The sequence below is a fragment of the Pseudovibrio sp. SCP20 genome (assembly GCF_057774105.1).
In genome coordinates, this window is the sequence record NZ_JBYMDH010000001.1 from 488,295 (window position 1) to 511,569 (window position 23,275).

22 protein-coding genes are annotated in these 23,275 nt (G+C 54.6%); 14 read left to right on the forward strand and 8 right to left on the reverse strand.

The genetic code is table 11. From position 1 onward, the window contains the following. Window positions 1-4: 4 nt before the first annotated feature. Window positions 5-928, reverse strand: coding sequence for an ABC transporter substrate-binding protein (locus AC3CB2_RS02270; protein WP_352931164.1), 924 nt, complete (start codon window positions 926-928; stop codon window positions 5-7). 149 nt (window positions 929-1,077) lie between these two features. Next, entirely contained in the window at window positions 1,078-2,355 is a 1,278-nt protein-coding gene (locus AC3CB2_RS02275) for an MFS transporter (protein ID WP_352931162.1), read from the reverse strand. Between the two features lie 465 nt (window positions 2,356-2,820). Here AC3CB2_RS02275 and AC3CB2_RS02280 point away from each other — a divergent pair, with 465 nt between their 5' ends. The 10 genes from AC3CB2_RS02280 to AC3CB2_RS02325 all read left to right on the forward strand — a co-directional run bounded on the left by AC3CB2_RS02280 (window position 2,821) and on the right by AC3CB2_RS02325 (window position 13,856). Next, entirely contained in the window at window positions 2,821-4,380 is a 1,560-nt protein-coding gene (locus AC3CB2_RS02280; RefSeq protein ID WP_352931768.1) for a glycosyltransferase family 39 protein, read from the forward strand. Between the two features lie 2 nt (window positions 4,381-4,382). Then, a complete protein-coding gene (locus AC3CB2_RS02285; protein WP_352931160.1) occupies window positions 4,383-5,366 on the forward strand; it encodes a glycosyltransferase family 2 protein in 984 nt (327 codons plus the stop codon). Continuing rightward, on the forward strand, window positions 5,350-6,129 hold the full coding sequence (locus AC3CB2_RS02290; RefSeq protein WP_352931158.1) for a ChbG/HpnK family deacetylase: 780 nt from the start codon (window positions 5,350-5,352) through the stop codon (window positions 6,127-6,129). Before AC3CB2_RS02285 ends, AC3CB2_RS02290 begins: the two co-directional genes overlap by 17 nt. A 130-nt stretch (window positions 6,130-6,259) precedes the next feature. Then, the gene (locus AC3CB2_RS02295; protein WP_352931156.1) at window positions 6,260-7,153 is read left to right on the forward strand and encodes a GNAT family N-acetyltransferase; all 894 of its coding nucleotides are present in this window, start codon (window positions 6,260-6,262) and stop codon (window positions 7,151-7,153) included. Window positions 7,154-7,167: 14 nt separating this feature from the next. Beyond that, the gene (locus tag AC3CB2_RS02300) at window positions 7,168-7,617 is read left to right on the forward strand and encodes an ABZJ_00895 family protein (RefSeq protein WP_352931154.1); all 450 of its coding nucleotides are present in this window, start codon (window positions 7,168-7,170) and stop codon (window positions 7,615-7,617) included. Window positions 7,618-7,802: 185 nt separating this feature from the next. Continuing rightward, window positions 7,803-9,392 carry an FGGY-family carbohydrate kinase gene (locus tag AC3CB2_RS02305; protein WP_352931152.1) on the forward strand — a complete coding sequence of 530 codons (1,590 nt, stop codon included), beginning with the start codon at window positions 7,803-7,805 and terminating at the stop codon, window positions 9,390-9,392. 29 nt (window positions 9,393-9,421) lie between these two features. Continuing rightward, window positions 9,422-11,062, forward strand: a complete 1,641-nt coding sequence (locus AC3CB2_RS02310) for a signal transduction protein (RefSeq protein ID WP_352931150.1) — start codon at window positions 9,422-9,424, stop codon at window positions 11,060-11,062. Between the two features lie 172 nt (window positions 11,063-11,234). Continuing rightward, entirely contained in the window at window positions 11,235-12,230 is a 996-nt protein-coding gene (locus tag AC3CB2_RS02315) for a LacI family DNA-binding transcriptional regulator (RefSeq protein ID WP_352931148.1), read from the forward strand. 269 nt (window positions 12,231-12,499) lie between these two features. Further along, window positions 12,500-12,967, forward strand: a complete 468-nt coding sequence (locus tag AC3CB2_RS02320) for a nuclear transport factor 2 family protein (protein ID WP_083416553.1) — start codon at window positions 12,500-12,502, stop codon at window positions 12,965-12,967. Window positions 12,968-13,067: 100 nt separating this feature from the next. Next, window positions 13,068-13,856 carry a trypsin-like serine peptidase gene (locus AC3CB2_RS02325; RefSeq protein ID WP_352931146.1) on the forward strand — a complete coding sequence of 263 codons (789 nt, stop codon included), beginning with the start codon at window positions 13,068-13,070 and terminating at the stop codon, window positions 13,854-13,856. On the opposite strand, the gene AC3CB2_RS02330 is transcribed toward AC3CB2_RS02325, so the two are convergent. The 4 genes from AC3CB2_RS02330 to AC3CB2_RS02345 form a co-directional block, all read right to left on the reverse strand. Continuing rightward, window positions 13,853-14,521 carry a DUF6058 family natural product biosynthesis protein gene (locus tag AC3CB2_RS02330; protein ID WP_352931144.1) on the reverse strand — a complete coding sequence of 223 codons (669 nt, stop codon included), beginning with the start codon at window positions 14,519-14,521 and terminating at the stop codon, window positions 13,853-13,855. The genes AC3CB2_RS02325 and AC3CB2_RS02330 overlap by 4 nt on opposite strands. A gap of 88 nt (window positions 14,522-14,609) precedes the next feature. Then, window positions 14,610-14,735 (reverse strand): hypothetical protein, encoded by a 126-nt coding sequence (locus AC3CB2_RS02335; protein ID WP_352931142.1) that lies wholly within the window; start codon window positions 14,733-14,735, stop codon window positions 14,610-14,612. A gap of 94 nt (window positions 14,736-14,829) precedes the next feature. Continuing rightward, window positions 14,830-17,166, reverse strand: coding sequence for a hypothetical protein (locus AC3CB2_RS02340; protein WP_352931140.1), 2,337 nt, complete (start codon window positions 17,164-17,166; stop codon window positions 14,830-14,832). 114 nt (window positions 17,167-17,280) lie between these two features. Then, window positions 17,281-17,454 (reverse strand): hypothetical protein, encoded by a 174-nt coding sequence (locus AC3CB2_RS02345; protein ID WP_352931139.1) that lies wholly within the window; start codon window positions 17,452-17,454, stop codon window positions 17,281-17,283. A gap of 123 nt (window positions 17,455-17,577) precedes the next feature. Between AC3CB2_RS02345 and AC3CB2_RS02350 the strand changes: the two genes are divergently transcribed. Genes AC3CB2_RS02350 through AC3CB2_RS02365 form a run of 4 tightly spaced genes read left to right on the forward strand, consistent with a single transcriptional unit; the run spans window position 17,578 to window position 21,454 of the window. Further along, the gene (locus AC3CB2_RS02350; protein ID WP_008549619.1) at window positions 17,578-19,179 is read left to right on the forward strand and encodes a peptide chain release factor 3; all 1,602 of its coding nucleotides are present in this window, start codon (window positions 17,578-17,580) and stop codon (window positions 19,177-19,179) included. A 14-nt stretch (window positions 19,180-19,193) separates the two neighbouring features. Further along, a complete protein-coding gene (locus tag AC3CB2_RS02355; protein ID WP_352931137.1) occupies window positions 19,194-20,237 on the forward strand; it encodes a class I SAM-dependent methyltransferase in 1,044 nt (347 codons plus the stop codon). Window positions 20,238-20,240: 3 nt separating this feature from the next. After that, a complete protein-coding gene (locus AC3CB2_RS02360) occupies window positions 20,241-20,939 on the forward strand; it encodes a pseudouridine synthase (protein WP_352931136.1) in 699 nt (232 codons plus the stop codon). 59 nt (window positions 20,940-20,998) lie between these two features. After that, window positions 20,999-21,454, forward strand: coding sequence for a hypothetical protein (locus AC3CB2_RS02365; protein WP_352931134.1), 456 nt, complete (start codon window positions 20,999-21,001; stop codon window positions 21,452-21,454). A gap of 44 nt (window positions 21,455-21,498) precedes the next feature. Here the strand turns inward: AC3CB2_RS02365 and AC3CB2_RS02370 are convergent, their stop codons facing one another. Together AC3CB2_RS02370 and AC3CB2_RS02375 are read right to left on the reverse strand one after the other, a co-directional pair. Then, a complete protein-coding gene (locus AC3CB2_RS02370) occupies window positions 21,499-21,903 on the reverse strand; it encodes a hypothetical protein (RefSeq protein ID WP_352931132.1) in 405 nt (134 codons plus the stop codon). Window positions 21,904-21,996: 93 nt separating this feature from the next. After that, window positions 21,997-22,887 (reverse strand): AraC family transcriptional regulator, encoded by an 891-nt coding sequence (locus AC3CB2_RS02375; RefSeq protein ID WP_352931130.1) that lies wholly within the window; start codon window positions 22,885-22,887, stop codon window positions 21,997-21,999. Window positions 22,888-23,275 lie beyond the last annotated feature (388 nt).

Below are 23,275 nucleotides of genomic sequence, written 5' to 3' on the forward strand. Positions count from 1 at the left end.
GATCTTAGTTCTGAACTTGCTTCATGATTTCAAGCAGATCAGTGGCGGTCATCTCTGCAGCCACCATGCCGCGCAGACGAGACCACACATGTGCTTCCACATGGAACACACGGTTGTTCTTCACGGCACTGATGTTTTCATAAAGCGCTTCACCCTTCCAGCCATCAGCAAAGGACGGTGTGGCGTAGGGACCAAGAATGAGAATATCTGGGTTCACTGCAGACAGCTGCTCCAGAGAGGTCTTCACATAGTTGGATTCATAAACCGCACCATTGGTTGACTTCATGCCGCTGGCAAAACCAAAGCCTTTCAGCAAGGAGCCATTGTAGGAAACAGGGGAGTGCAGCCACAGACCCTTGGCATTCGCCACACCAAACTGGATCTTGTAGTCGCCAGCATTTTTGAATTGCGCGCCAATCTCAGCCATCTCGGCCTTGTGCGCCTCAACGCGGGCTTTCATTTCATCGGCTCTGCCAACAGCAGCACCAATGGCTTCCAGCTGCGCAATCGCGGATGGGTAGTCGCCGCCAAGGCTATCAAACACGACGGTTGGCGCGATTTCAGAAAGACTCTCATAAGCCGCAGTGTGACGGGTCTTATCTGCAATGATCAGATCCGGACCCAGTGAGGCAATCACTTCAAGGCTTGGGGTTTTGCGGGTGCCAACTGAAACCCAGTCATGGCCAATCTTGTCGGTGTACGCGCTGATGATGCGATCACGCTTCTTGTCGTCCGCAACACCCACTGGCGCCACACCAACGGCAGCCAGAGCGTCCACAAAGCTGTACTCCAGTACAACAATGCGCTGTGGCTGATCAGGAACGGTGGTGGTGCCCAGCTCGTGCTTGACGTCTCGTGCAGAAGCACCAAAGGCAACAAGTGTGGAAAGGGCACCAGCAATGGCAGCGGCGAAAAGATTGGTTTTCATGAGCTTGACTTCTCAAAAGGATTAGCAAAAGCAACGGTTGTGTTCCGAGCTATTGTATACCTGATAATTATAGTCAAGTTTAAATAGGAGTTTTAACCTCATATTTATTCGTTAACGCAGGCATCCGGTGGATACCTGCGCAAAACCACTTAAGACGAAGGTTGCTCCGACATCTCGTCCACTTCCATTTCCTTGGCCACTTCTTCGTCCGCCAGAATAATCGTTTGCGGTGTCGCTGTGCGGGTTGGAGCCGAAGGAACAAACACACTCTTCTCGCTCTCCGCCACAGCAGAACGCTGAGTAAGGCGCCACAGGGTGAAGGCAAGAATGAGCGCATGAGCCGCAAAAGTGGATATGAACAGACCGATCGACCCGAACACGCTCATCAGCACACCGCCCAGAAACGGCCCGATCATGGACCCCACACCCAGCATCAGCAACAAGCCACCACTGGTCTGCATGGCATCCCCCGCATCCGCGTGGTCATTCGCGTGCGCAACCAGCACAGGGTAGAAGGTGTAGATCGCTGCACCAAAAATCACAGCAGACGCAATGGCAATATTGGCGCTGCTGGTATCAGCAAACAAGAAGATGCAGTCCGCCGCCAGAGCGACCATGGCAATCGCAATCACCACAAAGCGTCGATCCGTGCGGTCAGAGATCATGCCAATCGGCACTTGCGCAAAAGCACCAGCCAGAATGGAAGCACTCACAAACAGCGTAATACTGGCAATTGGCAAACCAACCTGACCACCATAAACCGCTGCCAGTGTGCCAAAACTGCCGTTGGAAACGCCTGTCAGCGTAACAGCAACTACGGCCACTGGAGAGTTCCGCCACAGCCGTTTCAGATCCAGCTTCACCTGCGCCAGTGGAGCTGGGGCAGGGGTGCGGGTGACCGCGGTAGGAATAAGCGCCACCACATAAAACATCGAGGCGATGACAAAGAACTCAAAGCCATCAATCGGCCCCATGGAAAGCACGACCTGACCAGCAGTGGTCGCAGCAAGGTTCACCATGGTGTAGGTGCCAAAGATCACGCCACGGTTGCCCGGGTTGGAGCGTTCCGTCAGCCAGCTCTCGACGATCATCGCCGCACCGGCAAAGGCAAAACCTGCCAGAGAGCGGAAAGCAACCCATGCAATCGGGTCAACCAAAAGGGACGAGGCAAGCACAGAAAGACACGCCAGCGATGCCATCACACCAAAGGCGCGAATATGGCCCGCACGCTGCACAATCTTCGGCACACTTAAGCAGCCGGTCACATAGCCAATCGCCCAGCCCGTACCAAGCAGACCGAGCGAGAGAGAAGAGAACCCCTCAAACGTACCACGTAGAGGCAAATGCATGCCGGTTACACCACCGGCAAAAAACAGAAAGGCGGATCCCAGCAGCAAGGACGCAATGGGAAGCAGGAACTGGCGCATGGCAACTACTCAGAAAATGGGCAGGTATCCCTGAAAAGACGAAGCCCCGAAAATCACAGTAGACGATAGAACCACACCCCCACCCAAAACGCGACAGCTTTCTTCACACACCCCTGTTTGAGAACACCTTTTCCCAAAATCCCCAAGCCCTCACGGAAACGCAGCGTAGGAAACGGGAAGATCATGAGAAGTAGATCGCGCCACTTGAGGGAAAACTCCTCACTCAAAGCGCTCTCCGCAATTTCAAGAAATGTGTGATTACTGCAAATATATCCGCCTACTTCGTCAAATTGATACTAAAAGGGCACAGAGATTTACCTCTTGCCTAAAAACTCTCCGCTCTATCGAAAAGAAACTAGAGACTCGTATGGCTCTCTGTTAGTTGTACCGACGGAAACTGCCATTTTTAGGCGAATTTATTGTTATTTCAGGCTCCGGTAATTTCACTGAGCCCAATTGGTTGTTATGGACGCGCACTACGTAAAGTCAGAGCTTGCTTCAAAAGGAAGCATTCTCGCTCCTCTTAATGTTGGATCAACTGGGCTCATCGTGGTGATCCTGGCAATGCATCTGGTGATCTACACCGTGATCCCATCTATGTTTGCCAGCAATCTTCCTTTGGATGCGATTGAGTCATTGTATTGGGGGAACGAGTGGCAGCTCGGCTACTATAAACACCCGCCAATATCTGCGTGGATGATCGACATCATCGTGCAACTCTTCGGGCGTTCTGACTGGATTGTTTTCGCTGCATCTCAGCTATGTACTCTTTTGGCTGTGCTGCCTGTACTCTTGATCGTGGGAGAGCGATACGGCGCGAAAGCTGTCGGTTATTCGACACTTGCTGTTTTCCTCACTCATTTTACAACACTGACCTCCATTGAATACAACGTCAACATGGGCTTCTTGCCATTTTGGGGTTGGATGGTCTTCACGTTTGTAAAAGCAGAAGAGAAAGATAGCCTTCTCTGGTGGGGATTGTTTGGACTGGTCAGCGCAGGGGGCATCTACGGAAAGTACATTGCTGGTGTGTTCCTGATGAGCGCAACACTTTGGGTTCTGCTGAAACGGCGGGACCTGTTGTTGCGACCGGGGCCATACTTTGCTGCCGCCATTTTCCTTATCGCACTTACACCGCATCTGATTTGGTTGGTAAACTCAGATTTCCTGCCAATCGAGTATGCGATGAACCGTTCTGAGAGTGAGGGAACCGCGTGGTATCAACACTTGCTGATGCCCCTAAAGTATCTCGTGGAGTTCATTTACTCTGTTGGCCCAATGTTGCTGGCCCTCGCAATCGGTGTTGGCTGGGCGCGACTGAAGACTGGCTTTGGTCCCGGTTTGAAAACTTTAACAGGGCGGGTTTGGTCTGATCCATTCCTGTTTGCTGTTGTTGGGCCTGTCGGTGTTATTGCAGCAATCTCACTTTTACTTGGAGCAGACATCAAGACCGCGTGGTCAATCCCGCTTGGTATCGTATTTGCGGGTCTCGTTGGTGTTGTTGCCAGCTCCTTGGAGCAAGAAAACACTTCATTCAAAGAACGTTTCCTGAGCGCATGGGCAGTCCTTTACGGCATCCTACTCATTGTTCTCATTGGTATCTTTGTTCTCTCACCTTTCGTGAAAAACAAACCAGCGCGTATGCAGCATGATGGCTCGGCGCTGGCTCGCTTAGCGGAAGAGCATTGGCACCGCCACGAAACCGAGCCGTTTGAGTATACCGTCGGCAGTCGTTGGCCGGGCGGAACTGTGGCTTGGTACGGAACGCACCGCTCGTCACTTTTCGAAAAAGCAGACCTCAAAATAGCGCCTTGGGTTGATGTTGAAGACCTCCAAAGCAAAGGCGCGATCTACGTCGATTACAGAGCCCCTAAAACCATGGTCGCTGGAATGTGCGTCACTGATCCGCAAAAGGTTCTTTGGCCCATGCCAAATGAGCGGACTTACAAAAAACACCCTGAGATCTGGATTGCCGTTTTGAAGCCGGCAACTGGTCCAAATGCAGTTATATGTGAGGGAGAATAATCATGAGTGACACCACCCTCACACTTGCTGTGCCGGTTTTCAATGAAGCTGAATCCCTTGAGGTCTTTCATAAGCGTCTTGGAAAAGTTGCTGAACAGCTGATCGATCAGTTCGGTCTGACTGTAGAGGTCCTCTACGTGGATGATGGCAGCTCTGATGGCAGTGTCGAGATTATGAACTGCCTGCCTAGTGCTCGTTTCAGCGTCAAGACAGTTTGCTTCAGCCGAAACTTCGGCAAGGAAGCCGCACTCGTTGCAGCGATTGAGTGCTGTAAAAAAGGGGCAATTGTCTTCCTTGATAGCGATGGCCAGCACCCACCAGAAATGCTGCCGGAGTTTGTGAGACGCTGGAAAGAAGAAGGTAACGATGTTGTCTATGCAGTGCATAACAAACGACAGGATCACCCGATCAAACAGAAGCTGGTTGGGATCTTTTATCGGCTCATCAATGCTGGTAGCCGTTTTGAAATCCCCGCCAATGCTGCTGACTACAAACTCCTGTCGCCGCGCGCTTTAGAAGCGTTGAAGGCTTGTCAGGAACGTATTCGGTTCTTCAAAGGCCTGTCCACCTGGATTGGATTTAAACAAAGCGCAATCGAGTATGAACCGGAAGAGCGCATATCGGGTACCACGAAGTGGAACTTCCTGAAGCTGCTGAGCCTGTCTTCTGAAGGAGTTATTTCATTCTCAACGGTACCGCTGCGGGCAACCATGTTCCTTGGTGTTGCCATCGCAATTCCATCATCGCTTTATGGGTTTTGGATTGTTCTGTCCGCCCTCATTCTTGGCAATGATGTACCAGGATATTCTTCGCTGTTTACTGCAACAGTGTTCCTCGGAGGATTGCAGCTCATCCTGCTGGGTGTGGTCGGGGAGTATGTTGGTCATATGCTGCGCGAAATTAAGCAGCGACCAATCTACATCATTGCGGAAGAAAGCAATCAACAAGCGAAAACACCAGAGGCCGCCGATGCGCTTGGTGGCTGACGATTACGCTTACACTTCGGAAATCAGCAAAAGTATTTTGTGGCTCTTGGAAAACGACAAAATACAAGGCACGTCCTGCATGGTGGTCACGTCTGCGTGGCCAAAAGACGTCGCAGCCCTGAAGGAGTTGAGTGAGCGCAGACCTGATATCCAGATCGGGCTCCATATCACTCTGACTGGGGATTGGCTCAAACCATCCTCATTGGCATTGAACTGGAATGCTTTCCCGACAATGCCGCAGCTCTTGCTTAAATCGCATTTGCGTCTACTGGATGCGGATGTGATCGAGAAAGAGATAGCCTCCCAGATCGAGTTCTTCCGGCGTGATTTTGGCAGACTGCCGGATTTTGTTGATGGACATGAGCATGTGCACCTGTTTCCTCAGATCCGGAACGTCTGTGTTAAAGCGTTGCATGACGCCGGTTTCAAAGGCTGGGTTCGCCAGTGTGGTGGTCCGCTCAAAGGTGTTCTCAAACGCCCTTATCGCATCAAGTCGCTGTTTTTGAACTACCTCAGCTGGTCGTTTAAACGGCAGGCTGATCGCTATGGGATTCGCTACAACAAAGACTTTGCAGGGATCTATGATTTCTCAATGAAGAGCGACTTCAGCAACCTGCTAGAGACATGGCGCCAGACCGGAACCGAAGAAAGCGTTTGCATGTGTCACCCCGGACCTGCCAACTCTCAGTCTGATACCCCAGATCCAATCGCCGAGTCCCGTGAACGCGAAATGCGCATTCTGTCAGAAGCGCAATCCACATAGCAATCCGGCTTGTAACAAGCTGCTTTGATGAAGGCGCACCCCACACAAACATTGAGCCCTCCCCCTCGAACAGAGTAGGTATTGAAACAGGCGCACCGTCCAAGGTGATTCACGGGATAAGGGGATTGGGGTGATTTTGTTTCAGAAGGCTTCGGCGTTTTCGATGGAGCAGTTGCATCGGGTGATGGTCTCGGCGTTTTCCGATTATGTCATTCAGATGGAAATGCCTCTGGCGGATTTTGAGAGGATGATCACCACCCGTGGGTTTGATCCTGAGCTGTCTTGGGTGGCGGTTGAGGATGAGCAGCTGGTGGGGTTCTGGTTCATCGGCAAACAGGCAGCTTACCCTGGCACGGTCTATGCCGTCTCAACTGGTACCGTACCAGAGGCGCGCGGAAAAGGTATTGCCAGTAAGCTCTTTGCCAAAGTTGAAGAGCATGCTCTGAAAGCTGGGTACGGTAAAATCCAGCTGGAAGTGATCACCAGCAACACGGCCGCTGTCAAAGCCTACGAGAAGCTGGGCTTTGCAACGGAAAGAAACTTCCAATGCTTCAGCCTGCAAAAGACTGCGTTTTCTGAACGTTCAACCACTGCTCAACCTGTCATTGCTTCATGGAGCGAACTGGAGCCACTGGCCTCTGAACTCTGGCAAAAGCCACCAAGCTGGCAGAACTCTGCTTTCGCAGTCAAAGCTCTGGGCGACGAGGCTACCTCCTACAAGATCGAGCAGGATGGAAAGCTCGCTGCCTATATCACCTTCACCCGCAAAACCGGCTCTGTCATGCAGCTTGCTGTTGCGCCGGAGCATCGCGGTAAGGGGTTTGCGTCAGCACTGATTGCCACTGCTTTCGCCAATGTAGAGAAGGAAGCGCTGACCTTCATCAACGTGGATGAAAGCGATGAGATCATCATGCAGGCTCTTCCAAAGCTGGGGGCAATAAAAACGCTGCAGCAATATGAGATGCACAGGCCATTGCAAACCGTGGCTGACCATGTTGAAGAGAACGAGCTGACCACGTCCTAAGCCGAGTATGATCCATGACCAAGCTGCACCGTTCTCTCTGGTTTTACCTCAGCTGGTTTATCGTGAGCTACACGGTGGTGCAGGTGGCCGTGACTCTGTTGGTTTTTCAATACGGTATCAAGCAGGCGGGCAATATGTTCATCGAACTTGGCCTGCCCGTGATCTTGACCAGCTTGATCTTTGTGCGCAACGAGCACAAGGCGCCAACCGGGGCGACTTATTGGGGGCTGTTCGTTGGCTCCCTTGCAGCCAGCCTTCCCATCTCTATGACAGTGCGCAGTTACCTGCTGGCGGGTGAGGGCGTTGTTGCTCCCGCCAGTCCGTTTCCCACGTTTGCTGGGGATGAGATGGGACTGTTCTTCATCATCGATCTGGTGATCCGTGCACTGGCCTTTGGCATCGGCTACGGCTTTTTTGCGCGATTGCTGAGTGATGCACAAAACCGCTCGAAAGAGCCAAACTAACCCACCCTGATCCAATCAAATCCTGAAAAGTCACGGCTGGTGGAACTGTCCGCCGGCCTGCTTTGCTGTGCCTGCCTATGAGAATTTTTGCATAAATCTCATTTGCTTTGCTCTTGCTAACACGAGTTAGCAGGTGTAGTTAGCAAAGGAGAAGAACAATCGCGAGTCGAAAAGGGAGGCCGCGTATGAAACAGACATGTTACGCTGGCATTGATGTCGGTTCTGCAAGCGCACGCGTCGGGCTCTTCAATGAAAAGGGCGAGAGGCTGGCCTTTGCGGTGCGGCCCATCAAGCAGTTTCATGGTCGGGCCAACTTCGTCGAACAGTCCTCATCAGACATCTGGCAACAGATCTGCGCCGCCATGAAGGAGGCGATGGCCACCGCTGGCGTTTCTGCTGATGAAATCCGATCGCTGGGCGTGGATGCCACTTGTTCGCTGGTCGCAGTCGGGCAGGGTGGTAGCTCGGTCTCCGTCTCCGAAAACGGAGAGGCCGATCAGGACATCATCATGTGGATGGACCATCGCGCCGCAGAAGAAACCGCCCAAATCAACGCCACCGGAGATGAGGCGCTCAAATATGTCGGCGGTGAAGTTTCCATTGAAATGGAACTGCCCAAGATCCTCTGGCTGAAAAACCACTATCCGGACCGCTATGAGCGCACCGTGCGTTTCTTTGATCTGGCAGACTATCTGGTCTGGCGGGCAACGGGCGCGGATGTAGCCAGCACCTGCACGCTGACCTGCAAATGGAACTATCTGGCCCATGAAGGCCGCTTTGCTGAAGACATGCTGCAAGCCGTCGGCCTGCATGACCTGCCGGAAAAAGTGCCGGAGAAAGTGCTGGATCTAGGCGCATCTGCCGGAGGTCTGACAGAACAAGCGGCCAAGGACCTCGGCGTGAATGCAGGCACACCCGTTGCTGCGGGTATCATTGATGCGCACGCAGGCGGTCTGGCACTCATCGGGGCGGAGCCGGATGGTGGACTTGCCATCATCAGCGGTACCTCCAATTGCCATATGATTGTCAATGAAAAGCCCGTCATGGTACCGGGCGTCTGGGGCCCATACTGGGGTGCCATGCTGCCGGGCTATTGGCTGGGCGAGGGCGGACAAAGTGCTGCTGGTTCTCTGGTCGAATGGACTATCCAGCAGTCTGATGCCTATGAGGAACTCAAAGCCGAAGCCGCCAAACAGGGCCTGCACGAGATCGCACTCCTCAACAACTGGGTGCAGGATCTGGAGGAGCGGGACGCAAATCCAACCCGTGACCTTCATGTGCTCTCTGATCATCACGGCAACCGCTCTCCACGCGCCAATCCGCATGCAAAGGGTGTTGTCTCTGGCCTCACACTGGAAACAGGCCGGGATGCTCTGGCCCGCCTCTATCTGGCAACGCTTCAGGCCATTGCCTACGGCACGCGCCATATCATTGAGGAAATGACCAAGGCCGGGCACAGCATCACCAAGCTGTTCATGTGTGGCGGGGCTACCAAAAACCCGCTCTGGCTCAGAGAGTATGCCAACATCACAGGGCGGGAAATTCAGCTGGCGGAAGAAGAAGATGCCGTCACGCTGGGGGCTGCCATTCTGGGCGCTGTGGCCTGTGGTGACTTCAAGGACATTCCATCGGCCAGCGCAAAGCTGGTGCGTGTTGGTGGGCTCATCAAGCCAGAAGGCAACACCGCTCAGTTCCACGCCGCCAAATATCAGGTCTACCTCAATCTTTACGACAACCATCAGCACCACAAGGCGCTCATGGAAAAAGCAATTTAAATATCAAAACAAGTTCAGGAGGACACCACGTGCTCAACCTGCCTCAGGCCCCGGCGCCTATCTCCGTAGCGGACAAGGAAATTCTTGTCGTCACCAATGCAGATCTTCGCGAAAGTGCCAACGTCACCTGTTGGCCAACCTATGAGGACTATGCGCAGCGACTGGAAACTGAGCTGACCGCGCAAGGTTTCAAGATGAAACGCGCCCATGAGTATGATGCAGCGCGCGGTCATGGCTTCATCTCTTCGCAAAAAGAAGGCTCTGAGCTGTTTGCGAAGATCGATCCGGAAGCTCCGCTCATTGTGTTACTCACCGCATGGCAATACTCGCACCACATCGCGCCATCCCTTGCCAAGCACAAAGGTCCGATCCTGTTGCTTGCCAACTTTGATGGCACATGGCCGGGTCTGGTGGGCATGCTCTGCATGGCTGGGTCTCTCACCAGTCTGGGTGTTGAGTATTCCCGCCTCTGGTCTCAGACTTTTGAAGATGACTTCTTCAAATCCGGTCTGGCCACATGGCTGAAAGACGGAAAACTCAGCCACGACACCTCTTATCTGCAAGATATCTCTGCAAACCATGCCCTCCTGCAAACACCAGCAGGGCAGGCCGGTCAGCAGGTTGGCGAGTACATCCTCAAAAACAAAGCAATCCTTGGCCTGTTTGATACCTTCTGCATGGGCATGATGAACGGCTATTTCCCGGTCAAAGCCCTCACAGACATCGGCATGCCGCTAGAAAGCCTCTCCCAGTCCGCCCTTCTGGTGGAAATGGAGAAGGTGCCTCAGTCCCTGCGTGAAGACTGCCTCAAGTTCTATGAGGACCGTGGCATGACCTTTATGTTCGGCAGTGATGATGCGACCGAACTCACCCGCGAGCAGGTGCTGGAACAATGCGCCATGATGATCGCCATGGCCCGCTTCACCACTCGCTTCGGCCTGTCTGCTGTTGGCGTTCAGTACCAGCAGGGCCTGAAAGACAGCTGCGCAGCCTCTGACTTTGCTGAAGGCGCCATCGGGTCCACCGAGCGCTTCCCGATCCCGGATGAAGACGGCTCCATCATCTGGGAAGGCAAACCAATCCCTTGCATCAACGAAGTGGACATGGGCACTGCCATCCCGCAGACCATGATGTGGCGCCTGCTGGATGCCATGGGCCTGCCTGCTGAAACCACTCTGCATGATGTGCGGTGGGGCAGCGAGTATGAAGGCACCTTCTATTGGGACTTCGAAATCTCCGGCTCCGTACCGTTTGAGCATCTCAAAGGCGGCCTTGCAGGGGCAACAGGCTATCGCCAGCCAGCCATGTACTTCCCGAAAGGCGGGTCCAGTATCGCAGGCCAGTGTAAGGCAGGAGCGTTCCTCTGGGCGCGCGCGCATTATGAGGGCACCCAAGTCATCATGCACATCGGTACTGGCCATGCGGTTGAACTGCCAGAAGACGAGTTCGAACGTCGCCGCAAGGCAACCACCTATGAGTGGCCTCTGATGAACTGCACGCTCGATGGTGTGGGCCGTGATGATCTGATGGCAGGGCACCAGTCCAACCACATCACTGTGGCTTATGTGCCGGAAGATAAACTGCAGGATGTGCTGCAGGCCTTCGTGGCTCAGGCGCTCACGCAGGGCATCAACGTCAAAATCGCAGGCTCTGCGAAAGATCTGCTTTAAACCCAGCAAAACAGAGTTTGAGCATCCCGTGGTGCTCAAACTCACGCAAAAGCTGCGGGATATCCACGGACACCACCCCGCACCTGCCATATTCTGCTTGGCAATTTGAGGAAGGCTGACTACCACTCGACAGTTAAGCGTACCTACAAAAATCAGGGCGAGAAAGCACGCAATGGCCAAAAAGCCAGATGAAATTGCAAAGGCGCTGGGCGTCTCCATCACCACAGTGCGATTGGTGCTGGGCGGCAAGGCGGAAAAGTACCGCATCAGCAAAGCCACCCAAGCCCGCATTCGTGAGTATGTGGAAGAGCATGGCGTCAAATTCGACCTGACAGCCCGCAGCCTTAAGCTGAAACGCACCAACACCTTCGGCCTGATCATTCCGCGCTTAGCCAACCCGTTCTTCGCCAAGCTTTCCGAAGAACTGGAACACCGCTGCCGCGAAACCGGCTACCAGCTCATCATCAGCTGCTCCAACTCCGATGAGGAGACGGAAAAGGAACTGGCCAGCGGCCTTGTTCAGCGAAATGTAGATGGCCTGTTCGTGGTATCTTCCACCTCTGGCAGCCAGCAGCATCTGGGCAAAACCATCTCCAAACCAATGGTGTTTCTGGACCGTGACTACGGCAACACCGATGCGCCCATCATCACCTCCAGCAACTTTGAGGGCGCTAAAGATCTCGCCGCCGCCATTGCCAAACACGCGGACGGAGAGCCGGTCTACTTCCTCATTGGCGGTAGCAATCAGCCAACCATCACCGAGCGTGCCCGCGGTTATCTGGAAGTCATGCCGCAAAATGCTGAGAAAGACTGGACCCTGCAATCTGCCCGCAACCGCACGCAAGATGGCGAGCAGATGATGCTGGAGCTCTGGGAAAAGCTCGGCAAAGCCCCGCAGAACCTGATGGTGTCCTCTCTGCCTGTTCTGGAAGGGGCATTGGCCGTTCTGCGCGAGAAGCTGGGGCATATCCCACCTCAGCTGCGTCTGGCCACCTTCGATGACAACAAGATGCTGTCCTTCCTGCCCAACGAGATCTGGTCGGTCAAACAGAACGAGGCAGAATGGGCCGAAGCGGCGTTGGAAGCTATGACCCAGACCATGAGCAGCGAGCAGGCCCACAGCAAAACCATCGCCACGCGTCTGATCCACCGGCCCAAAGATCAGTAATCCGTCACTATTTGTGGCGGAAATGCGGCGGGGAATTATCCCTCTGAAAACCATAGAACCGGAAGAAGGTCCTCATTCCGCTACGTAACCGTTATATTCCTTAGGTATGTAGTGCAGGCAAATGCGCTAGTCTGCCTGCGGCTATGGTACTCTTTGGAGACGAACTCGGGCTTATCCCTGAAACGCACACCAGATTTCGGCTTACGGATACGCGCGAAAACGAACAGTTAGAGCATCATCGGATGCCCTGACCAGCTGGGAGCATGTAGATGGACACTATTGGGCCAATCCAAAATCGCGTAAGTCGTTTCTTCATTGATGTCGACGACCGAAATTGGGAGTCCGTCGAAGGTGTCATGACCAGCCGTGTGCATCTGGATTACTCCTCCTTCGGTGCAGGGGAACCCGTGGATCTGACACCAGCCGAAATCACAACAGCCTGGAAAGAGCTGCTGCCCGGTTTCGACCAGACCCACCATCAGATCGGCAATCCGCTCATTGAATCCAAAGAGCAAAAGGCCAACGTGAAAGTCCACGCCACCGCCACCCATTTTATTGATGGCGCAGAGGGCGGTGACCTTTGGGTGGTCTACGGCACCTACAACATCGCACTGGTGCATGAAGGCGGGACGTGGAAGATCAGCCGCATCCAGTTCAACTTCAAGTTCCAGGACGGCAACATGGATCTGCCGGTCATCGCACAGGCCCGCGCTGACGCGAAAGCCAAAGCCGAGTAACAGGCAAACCGCAGACACCATTTAGCTCTGGGCGAATGCCCGCAAGCCGCCTATAAATGCAGGGATGTTTTCGCCGGTACAGGCTCAGCAGGATCTGCATATGCTTTTGAATGCTCTTTCCAAATGCGTGCTCAGCGCTGCACTTCTCATGGTGGCCCTGAGCGCTGGCCCGTCTTTGGCGCAGGATAAATCCAGCAAATCGGAAAAGTTCTTCCCCGGCATCATCGGTGAAGACAACCGCAAGATCATCGACAGCTGGGATAAGCCGTGGAACGCCATTGGCCGCGTCAATGTCGCCGGGTTCCGCTCCCGCTCCATGTGTTCCGGTACCCTGATCTCCGACCGTATGGTCATCACCGCCGCCCATTGCCTCTACAACGCCCGCACCGGCAAAGCTCATGTGCCGTCCAAGATCAACTTCGTAGCAGGCGTGCGCCGCGATAAGTTCATCGCCCACACCACTGCCGCCTGCACCCATCTGCTGGATGGCTATACCTTCACAAACCGCCCGACCTTGAAACACGCTGCAACCGATGTAGGCGTGATCATCCTTTCCAAACCGCTAGACGTGCCCCCCATGACAGTGATCAGCAAAGCGCCGGAAGTGACACAGAACCTTGACCTCACTAGCGCCGGATACGCCAGAGACCGTCCGTTCCTGCTTGCCGCCGATAAGAACTGCAAGCTCTACAAAGACCGCGGCAACCTCTGGCTCACCAGCTGCGACACCAACTACGGCGGCTCAGGTGGCCCAGTCATGGTGGAAGAAAACGGCCAACTCAAACTCACCGGCATCATGGTCGCCTCCGCCCAAAACAAATTCTCCATCGCCGTTCCAAAGAATGTCTGGGCACATTTGCTCGAGAAAACCACCTGCGAGGGAAACTAAGCCGCAACCCGCTCCGCCAGATACCGCTCCCGCACATCGATGATACAGCGCTGTCTCGAGGACTGACTTACCTCATGCGGGGCGAAGTCGGATTCGACGACGTCCAGAAAGTCCACGGTTTGCCGCAGTAATCCAAGGTGCTCTTTTGAGAACTGGTGAGGCTGAGCCTCTGTCATCTTCTCAATAAACCGCACGCCAGCCTGTTTCTGGAAGATTGTGTCCGGCTGACCGTCACGGGTGCAGATGCCATAGGTGCCATTGAGAAAGTGGCCCCAGGTACGCTCTTCCAGATCGCCATCAAAAGCAGCCATCACATCAGGATGCAGCGCGTGCAGGCGCGCGCCCAGCTCTCCGGCAAGAAACGCCTCCTTGGCGCTGCGGAAACGGGAGAGAAAGAACGCCTTGGCGGCCTGTTCCTGTGTCAGGCCAAAGCACTGCAGATCCTCAAACCAGCGCCGATGGCTCTTCAGGTGAAAGCGATAAAGCTCCCGTTCCTGATACTGCCCGAGGAAGGAAACACACAGTGAGCTGTTGGTGAAAAGATAGGAGGCAGCAGGCATCACCCGCCGCTCTAGCAGGCTCTGCCAGTCGGATGAAGACAGGCCAAGCAGATCAAGGAACACCTGTTCCTCATAAAACTCTGAGTAAAGATAGTTGAGCAGCACGATACGCTCCTGAAGCAAGAGATGGAAAACCCACCTCAAGCTCTAACCCACTTCACTTAAGCGATGTTTCGATAGAGATCGAACTAACTTACCCGGCCCGCACCTGGCTCAAAAACGCCTGCATCGCATCCTGCATCTGGTCCGACCGCTCGGACAGGTTGGCGATGGAGTGGTGGATCTCCTCCGAAAGCTCACCGGTTTTGCCCGCAGACACTATCGCCGCACAGATCTAGGGCGGGGTGTCAGTCACTGTTTCTGCCTGTTTTTGGAGCTTACTTGGGGGATATCCAGCGCCCTGAGATACATACTTAGCCCTTGATGGTCACGGTAACCTGTGTCGGCAGGTTATTGCGATAGTCGATGTTGGTTGAAAAACTGCCCTGATCGTCATAGGGAAAGCCATAGACCAGACTGTTTATACTGATCCCGTTCGGATTGTCTCTGCTCCAGTTGCGGTGGAGGAAGCCAGAGTATTCATTACAGTGCGCCACATCAGATGAACCCATTCCGGGGTAAAACTCATGTGGAGCCACCTGTTTGACATCACCTGTATCCACAAACGGATGGGTCAGCGGTTGGCCTGTGTTGACCACTTCGCCAACCAAAACGAAGAAACCGAGTTGAGACTGCCTGTAAATGCGAGTGGCCTTATACAGGGCCTTGGGGTGTGGCAACCAATTCAGCTCGACCTGAGCTGCTTTGTGCAGAACAATGGTTTGAGGCACAGAAAGAGCCGTTACAGAGCCGTCATTGAGCACACCCGCCAGATAGTAGGTGTAAGTTCCCTTATGAACGCACTTGTCCGCCGGACCTGTTTGCAGCGCCACAGGTTTCTTTGAGAATGCATAGTGAGTTGTATATTGCTGGGGTCCTACTGCATAAACATGCGCTTTCGCGATACCGCGATTCAGTGCAGAGACAATAATATTCTGAATGTTGGCAAGTGCTCTGGAGGCCAGCAATCCGCCATTTGTCTGTGCAAGCGCATCAGGGTCAGTCAAAAAGGCAAAAGTGCCACTACAGCCAAACACCATTTCACTGGGTGAATAACCTGAGTTTTGCAGTTTTTCAGGTGCTGGTGGCAACGACCCTCCGGCAAATTGCTTTTTAAAAATCGGAGGCTCCGGGAGTATGTGAAGAGGTCCGGCATTCTCGTAGAAATAAGGGAAATAGATGTTCAATACGGTTCCCTGAAACTCTCCTTTCTTTAATCCGGAAGCCTTAGAAAGCTGAGAATTGCTGTAGTTATTGGGGTCAACGGCATTTCCAACAAGTTGAAGTACCATATATTTCCGGCTGCCATCTCCCCATTGCCAGGTCGCTGCGATATCTTGCTTCTTGTTTTTTTCATCTACATACTTTTGGTCGGTGATTGCCCGTCCCTTGTTCGGCGATACGCAGTTGACGTGTCCTGTCCATAGCGTTCCGTAAGGAGATCCGTTTAACTGAGGAAACTGATAAAGAACAAAAGTCTCTGTCTCATAGTGTGTGAAGAAGTCCACGAGTGGCTGATCAAACCAGTTTGAAAGGGAGTTAAAGCTAAAGTCATTTACAGGCGGGTGCTTAAACGGGTTTTCGTAGTGAACGCTGTCGTCCTTGCAGGTAAATCCGGGTTGTTTATTCCAGTCTGCAATACTTATGCTTTTCAGGAGTTTATAATCCGATAGGTTCGCAGGAGCAGCGGGAACAGGGTCTCCCGTTCTGACGGCTGGCACTTCAGCGCGGTAAATGTTTAGTCCTGTGGCACAGGAGTTACGTGAATGATAGGCAGCAGGCTTGCCGCCTTGTTGCCAGCCAATTGAAATGGCATAGGCGTTTGCCTTTCCTTTTTTATCGAGAAGGAACCCGCCAAACACAGGGGGGGACACCGGGGTTTCACCGGTGCGGGATGTTTCTGCTACTGTGTAGAAATAGGACTTGTTCTCAAATGCATTTGGGGAGGATGGTGCCTGTAAGACCGGGGCCGCGTATGATAAGGCATCGGGAGCAGTTTTGGTGCTTAACAGATCCTGTGGCGCAATCAGTTGTTTGTTTGTGACATCAAGGCATTGATGAAACTCAGATGACGGCTTGAACGTGTCCTGAAAGCGCTTGATCAGTTCGTCCTGAGTGAGCGGGATGCCCACGTTGCTGAGAGGGAAGGGAGCCGGGCTGCTCTCCACCGTAAACGGCAAACTCAGCTGATCTATGTTTGTTATATCGATATCTAACTGATCCGCCACATAGTTGATTTCAAACAGTCCGAACCTTTCACCTGGATTTGTGGTCGGGGAAGGCATGGCCGGTTCATTGCCTGTCACGGATATTCCTTTGGTTTTACCATGAAACATCACCAGAACGCCTTTGGGCAGCGGCTGGCTATACGGAAGGTTGATAGTTACCGATAATGAGCCGGAGATATCGGGGGTGTTGACACAGTTTGTGCAAAAACCGTTCTTTATTGCATTAAAGGAGTGGTAACTCTTGCTTTGCGAATCCCAGTAGACCCAGCCATCCTCGTGCTTGCCATAGACCACATAAGAGAAATCACCTGTGGCTGTCCCGGCAGGTAAAGCAATGGTTATGGGAGGAAACTTTGAGGATGCAGAGGTCAAAGCAATATTTTCTTCAGGTCTTTCAGGTTGTGCGTTTCTGTTTTTACTCACGTGTGCCCCTCCTGCGCGACATGCTACAAAAACAAGTTATCCAGACGTATCTCAGCTTACTCTCACAATTCTCCGCGAGAGGTTAAACCGTGCCACCGGGTTCCTGGGGTGCATTTATGCGATGAAGGGGCCGTGGTCGAAGAACTTACCGGAATGGTTGCGCATTTGCAGGGCAGCCATGCCTTGCGGAAAAAGTTCAGGGAAGGGCTGGCATTGCGCAAGTACATTCTGTAAGACCCAATCCGACAAAAGTTTCAGCAGATTTTGCGCCTGCACGATGTCCTTCAAAAGCTCCGGAATTTTTCGGACCGGAGTTTGCCGGAAAGGACACTCAGACCTGCGCGTCAGATGGATACCCTCAAATCTGCGGTACATAGAATATGCAGGGGTTTGCCTGCAAAAGGAGGCTCTATGAGCACAGCAGGCACACAGGCCTATGAGGCACGCCGCACCTTCGCGATTATTTCTCACCCGGATGCGGGTAAAACCACACTCACCGAGAAGCTGCTTCTGGGCGGTGGTGCGATCCGTGCTGCGGGTCAGGTGCGTGCTCGTGGTGAGCGCCGCCGTGCCCGTTCTGACTGGATGAAAATCGAGCAGGAACGCGGCATCTCCGTTTCAAGTTCCGTGATGACCTTTGAGCGTAATGGCATCATCTATAACCTGCTGGATACACCGGGCCACGAAGACTTCTCTGAAGACACCTACCGCACGCTGACAGCCGTAGACGCCGCCATCATGGTGATCGATGCTGCAAAAGGTATCGAGAGCCAGACCCGCAAGCTGTTTGAGGTTTGCCGCCTGCGCGATATTCCGATCATCACCTTCGTCAACAAGATCGACCGTGAAGGCCGTCACGCACTGGAAATCCTCGACGAGATTCAGGAAGCACTGGCGCTGGACGTCACCCCGATGAGCTGGCCAGTGGGCATGGGCTCCGACTTCTTCGGCGTTTACGATCACATCGGCAACCGCTTCTTCACCTCCACTGAAGGCCGCGGCGGTCCGCTCGACACCATCAAAGACGTCAAGGGCCTCGAAGACCCTGAGCTGGTGGGTGAGCTGTTCGACAACATCCGCGAAGAGCTGGAAGAAAACGTAGAGCTGGGCGGCGCAGGCTATTCTGAATTCGATCAGGAAAGCTTCCTGGAAGGTCACCTGACACCAGTCTTCTTCGGTTCCGCTCTGCGTGATTACGGTATCGACCAGATCCTTGATTTCATCGCAGCCCACGCACCGTCTCCGCACTCTCAGCCAGCAACCGGTGGCCGAACCATCAAGCCAGAAGAAAACAAGGTCACTGGCTTTGTATTCAAGGTTCAGGCGAACATGGACCCGAAACACCGCGACCGCATCGCATTCGTGCGTCTGTGCTCCGGCACCTTCAAACGCGGCATGAAGCTCAAGCATGTGCGTGCAGGCAAGCCAATCACCGTGTCCGCGCCAATCTTCTTCTTTGCTGAAGAGCGCGAGATTGCGGAAAAAGCTTATCCGGGCGACGTGATCGGCGTGCCAAACCACGGCCAGCTGCGTGTGGGTGATACCCTCTCTGAGGGCGAAGAAATCCACGTCACCGGCCTGCCAGCCTTCGCACCGGAAATCCTGCGCCGCGTCCGCCTGACAGACACCATGCGCGTGAAGCAAATGCGTCGCGGTCTGGAGGATCTGGCAGAAGAAGGTCTGGTGCAGATCTTCAAACCAGCCATCGGCACCAACTGGATCGTCGGCGTGGTCGGCGTGCTCCAGCTGGACGTTGTGGTGGATCGCCTGAAAGCGGAATACCAGACCGAAATCGGCTTCGAGCCAGTCATGTACAACACCGCCCGCTGGGCAGAGTGCACCGACCCTCTCAAGCTGGACAAGTTCCTTGAGACCAACCGCGCGCACGTGGCTCTGGACCGGGACGACAAACCGGTTTACCTCTTCAAGAACGCTTGGGAAGTAAGTTACGTGGGCGAGAAAAACCCGGACATCAGCTTCCGCGAAACCCGCGAAATCGTACACACCTCTTAAAGGCAGACAGTCCCATGAAAGACCCGGCTCTCGATACGCTTCTTCTGCCTTTTGAAAACGGCAGCCTCGACTTCTTTGAAGACGGCAGCGCAGACCAGAAGGCTCTGTTCCTGCGCGCCCGCATGGGCTTTGCCATGAACGGGCTGGAAAAGTCCCGCGTGGTTTGCCAGCAGACCTTCGCCAGCGATAAGGACAGTCTGGAACGCGCAGGCTTTACGGTCACGCCAGACGTCTCCGGCACCTATCCGGTGGTCATGGTTCTGCCTCCACGCCAGCGCGACGAAGCCCGTGCCCTGATGGCGCAGGCCGTCAAAAGCGTGCGGGAAGGCGGCATTGTTATCGCCAGTGTCTCCAACACCGAAGGCGCCAAGACAGCGGAAAGCGACCTGACAAAACTGGCAGGTAATTCTGGCAAGCTCTCCAAAAACAAATGCCGTGTGTTCTGGGCGGAAGTCTCGGAAACCACCATCAACCAGCAACTGCTGGAAGACTGGAGCTGCCTGGACGCGCCGCGCGAAATTCTGGAAGGCTGCTTCGTCAGCCGCCCGGGCGTGTTCGCATGGGATCACATCGACAAAGCCTCCGAGCTGCTGATCAAAACCTTGCCGGACCGCCTGCCGGGCCGCGGTGCTGATCTGGGTGCAGGCTTTGGCTATCTCAGCTCTGAGGTGGTGAAGGTGAACAAGGTCAAAGCCATTGATCTGTATGAGGCTGAAAAGCGCGCGCTGGATCTGGCAGAGCAGAACCTGAAGGGCAAGACCGGCGAAGTTGCAACAGACTTCATCTGGCAGGACGTCACCAAGGGCCTCACCCGGGCTTACGACTTCATCGTCATGAACCCGCCATTCCATGGCGGTGGCAAGCAGGACCGCGCTGACATCGGGCAGGGCTTCATCAAAGCCGCCGCCAAGGCGCTGCGCCCCTCCGGTCACCTCTGGATGGTCGCCAACCGCCATCTGCCTTACGAGGCAACACTGGACAAGGTCTTTGCCTCCTACGAGATCGTCGCTGATCAAGGCGGCTACAAGGTCATCCACGCGGTGAAAGGGAATAGGTAGATCATGCGCCTTGTGAAACTGCTTGCAAATCTGGGATACGGCAGCCGCAAGGAAATGCAGGCTGCCATCCGCAATGGCTGGGTGACCGACAAAGACGGCACCCCCATCAAAGCCGATAGCAAGCTGCCGCACGAGGACATCCTGTTCGATGACGAGCCACTGGACCCGCCGGAAGGCTCCGTCATCCTGCTCAACAAGCCGTTGGGGTACACCTGCTCCATGAAGGATCATGGCCGTCTGGTCTATGACCTGCTGCCACCCCGTTTCCGCGCCCGCAAACCGGCGCTGTCCTTCGTCGGCAGGCTGGATAAGGACACCACCGGTTTCCTGCTCTTCACCGACGACGGTAAACTCCTCCACCGCATCATCTCCCCCAAGGCCAATGTAGGCAAAGTCTACGAGGTAGAGCTGGACCGCCCCATGACAGGCGGCGAGGCTGACCTGTTCGCCTCCGGAGACATGATGCTGGAAAGTGAAACCACCCCGCTCAAGCCCGCGGAACTGGAAGTGCTGAGCGAGACAACAGCACGGCTCACCCTCCATGAGGGCCGCTACCATCAGGTCCGCCGCATGTTCGCCGCCACCGGCAACCACGTCACAAAGCTCCACCGCGCGAGGCTCGGCAGCCTCACACTGGAAGGCGTGGAAGAAGGCACCTGGAAGCTCCTCTCTCAGGAAGAGATCGACAAGATTTTCGGTTAAGGCCGGGCGCTCATCACATTCAGCCTCACTCCGGCTCCAGATGAGACATGAGACCTTCCATGCGCAAGGTCATGTCTGCTGCCATCAGTGTGCAGCAGGTTTGGCCTTCAAACCAAAGGTCGATCATGCACCCGAAACTGAAACTGGCTGCAGCTCTTGTACTCAGCGGTGTCGCTCTGGCAGCTTGCCAAAGCCCCAATCAAAAACTCATTCATGAGAACATCAAGTCTGGCAAATACCCGCTGACCTACACAAAGAAGGTTGGCAAATACACCATGTCCTATGGCAAGCCAGACAAAACGCAGAACTGGCAGTTCCTGCTCAGCATCACCCCAACCACCAATCCATTCCGGGATCAGAAAGTGCTGGAAACGATCTTCGAGACGGTCACGCCCATGTGTAACTCTCTTCTGCCCAATGCCGATCCCAACAGGTTCGGTATCCTGAGCAAGAAGCCACTCGTGGATGAACGTACACAGACCGCCAAAATCCTGTTGTCCTGCAAAACGCGATAGAGTGAATGACAAGATAGAGCGCTGACACCGTTCCTCAGCGCTCATCATCGCCCAGCCTTCTCGCGCACCATGTTCAGATGCGCCAGAAACTTCTCCTCATAGGCCCAGGTGGAAAGCAGGTTGCCGAGTACTCTCTGGTTCGGTGTGCGCAGGCAGACCATGTAGAGCTGCGTGTCCAGTGCGGCCATCCACACCAGCGGAAACCACAGCAGCCAGCAGCTTATCTCGGCCAGCAGATAGCCCTCCGACTGGCCGTAGACCCAATCCGTAACCCAGTAGATCCCGAGAGCATAAGCAAACGTTAGTGCCGTCATCAGCACGCCAGCCAGCAGCCCCAGATACAGCCCCTTGCGCGCCCATAGCAGCAGGGACAGGTAGAAGCCCCACATCCTGCACAGGGTCAGGAGGCGATAGAACAACAGGCGCCTGAATATCCAGCCGAAGACCATGACCCTCTCGCGAACCAGCCAACACCACCGGAACCTAAGGCCACGCCTCTTAACCCCGCGATAAACCGCAGACGCAACTTGCGCACAACCGGCTTAAGAAAGCGGCCGCACCGGAATGCAGATCACCACTTCATGCGGCCCCATCTCACCGGTCATGGATGGGTACAGCTGGAAGCAGGGGATGTTTTCCGGCTCATACCCGCTCAGAGGCAACCAGTCGCCGAACATGTACTCCCACGCCGCCTGCGATTGATCATGGGTGATCACGAAATGCCCGCAGGCATAACGCCCGCCGCCAACCACCATCTTGCCCACTTCACCTTCCACATCCGCTGGCCCGCGCAAGGTCAGGCAGGAGCTGAAACGCATCAGCTCCGCATCAGTCACCTGCGGATCATCGTGGAACAGACACATCATCTCCGCCCCATGCGCCAGCCCCCGCGGACCAGCCCACGCCATCAGCGTGCCGAAGGCCTCACCAAAAATCTCAGGCCGCTCCTGAAAGTTGCCGGTGCGCCGCACATAAGCCACCGTGCGTGGCTCCAGCTTGCCCACTTCCACCTTGTCCGCCACCAAACCGGACCGTGGCCGCTCCAGAACCATGGTCTCATTGGCCCGCGCCTCAACCGAGGCTGTCGCATCCCGCCGCCATTGGCTGGCAGGCATGCCAAACCGCGCCTGAAACGAGCGCGCAAAGGTAGAAGGGGAGGCAAAGCCCATATCCAGCGCCGCATCCGTAATGGAAATCGACGGGTTCTGCTTCAGCCGCCGCGCCGCTTTCTCAACCCGCAAGCGACTGGTGAACTGGTTCACCGTCTCCCCGGTCATAGCCCGGAAAATGCGGTGAAAGTGATAGGGAGAAAAACAGGCCGCATCCGCAATCTGCGCCAGCGAAAGCTCCTCGCAGATGTTGCGCTCAATATAATCCATCGCCCGGTTGATCCGCTGCGTATAGATGTTCTTCTGCAAAGCCTCATGCCGCATAACCAGCCTCCCACGCCTGAGGAGAACGTACAGCATTCCCTGCAAAAGCACAGGCAGTTTTTGGGGCCGGACTAATGAAAATACACGGCGAAAACAAACAGTAATACATAAAGGGCACAGCTCGCTTGGGAAGGAAAAAGCCCCATCACCCTAGGCCATGCCTCACTCGCGAGCTTTGCAAATCTTGCTATGTTTGCATCCCACATGCGGCATCAACAGATGCTGGCCTGCGAATGCCACAACAGCACCGCAGACCAGCAGGGCACCCTTGGCGAGATGCGGGGTGTAAGTGCGTTTCACCTCAGGCACCAAAGCGTGTGATACGTGTGTATCAAACGCTTAAGCACAGTGATCCTGCACGAGACCTGCGCGATGGTCAGCCCATCAC

Bases quoted from the DNA above. Each gene is read 5' to 3' on its own strand.
- AC3CB2_RS02325 (WP_352931146.1), top strand. From the start codon at position 13,068: ATGCTTTTGAATGCTCTTTCCAAATGCGTGCTCAGCGCTGCACTTCTC.
- AC3CB2_RS02280 (WP_352931768.1), top strand. From the start codon at position 2,821: ATGGACGCGCACTACGTAAAGTCAGAGCTTGCTTCAAAAGGAAGCATT.
- AC3CB2_RS02315 (WP_352931148.1), top strand. From the start codon at position 11,235: ATGGCCAAAAAGCCAGATGAAATTGCAAAGGCGCTGGGCGTCTCCATC.
- AC3CB2_RS02370 (WP_352931132.1), bottom strand. From the start codon at position 21,903: ATGGTCTTCGGCTGGATATTCAGGCGCCTGTTGTTCTATCGCCTCCTG.
- AC3CB2_RS02355 (WP_352931137.1), top strand. From the start codon at position 19,194: ATGAAAGACCCGGCTCTCGATACGCTTCTTCTGCCTTTTGAAAACGGC.
- AC3CB2_RS02300 (WP_352931154.1), top strand. From the start codon at position 7,168: ATGACCAAGCTGCACCGTTCTCTCTGGTTTTACCTCAGCTGGTTTATC.
- AC3CB2_RS02375 (WP_352931130.1), bottom strand. From the start codon at position 22,887: ATGCGGCATGAGGCTTTGCAGAAGAACATCTATACGCAGCGGATCAAC.
- AC3CB2_RS02360 (WP_352931136.1), top strand. From the start codon at position 20,241: ATGCGCCTTGTGAAACTGCTTGCAAATCTGGGATACGGCAGCCGCAAG.
- AC3CB2_RS02285 (WP_352931160.1), top strand. From the start codon at position 4,383: ATGAGTGACACCACCCTCACACTTGCTGTGCCGGTTTTCAATGAAGCT.
- AC3CB2_RS02320 (WP_083416553.1), top strand. From the start codon at position 12,500: ATGGACACTATTGGGCCAATCCAAAATCGCGTAAGTCGTTTCTTCATT.
- AC3CB2_RS02305 (WP_352931152.1), top strand. From the start codon at position 7,803: ATGAAACAGACATGTTACGCTGGCATTGATGTCGGTTCTGCAAGCGCA.
- AC3CB2_RS02365 (WP_352931134.1), top strand. From the start codon at position 20,999: ATGCGCAAGGTCATGTCTGCTGCCATCAGTGTGCAGCAGGTTTGGCCT.
- AC3CB2_RS02270 (WP_352931164.1), bottom strand. From the start codon at position 928: ATGAAAACCAATCTTTTCGCCGCTGCCATTGCTGGTGCCCTTTCCACA.
- AC3CB2_RS02275 (WP_352931162.1), bottom strand. From the start codon at position 2,355: ATGCGCCAGTTCCTGCTTCCCATTGCGTCCTTGCTGCTGGGATCCGCC.
- AC3CB2_RS02350 (WP_008549619.1), top strand. From the start codon at position 17,578: ATGAGCACAGCAGGCACACAGGCCTATGAGGCACGCCGCACCTTCGCG.
- AC3CB2_RS02290 (WP_352931158.1), top strand. From the start codon at position 5,350: ATGCGCTTGGTGGCTGACGATTACGCTTACACTTCGGAAATCAGCAAA.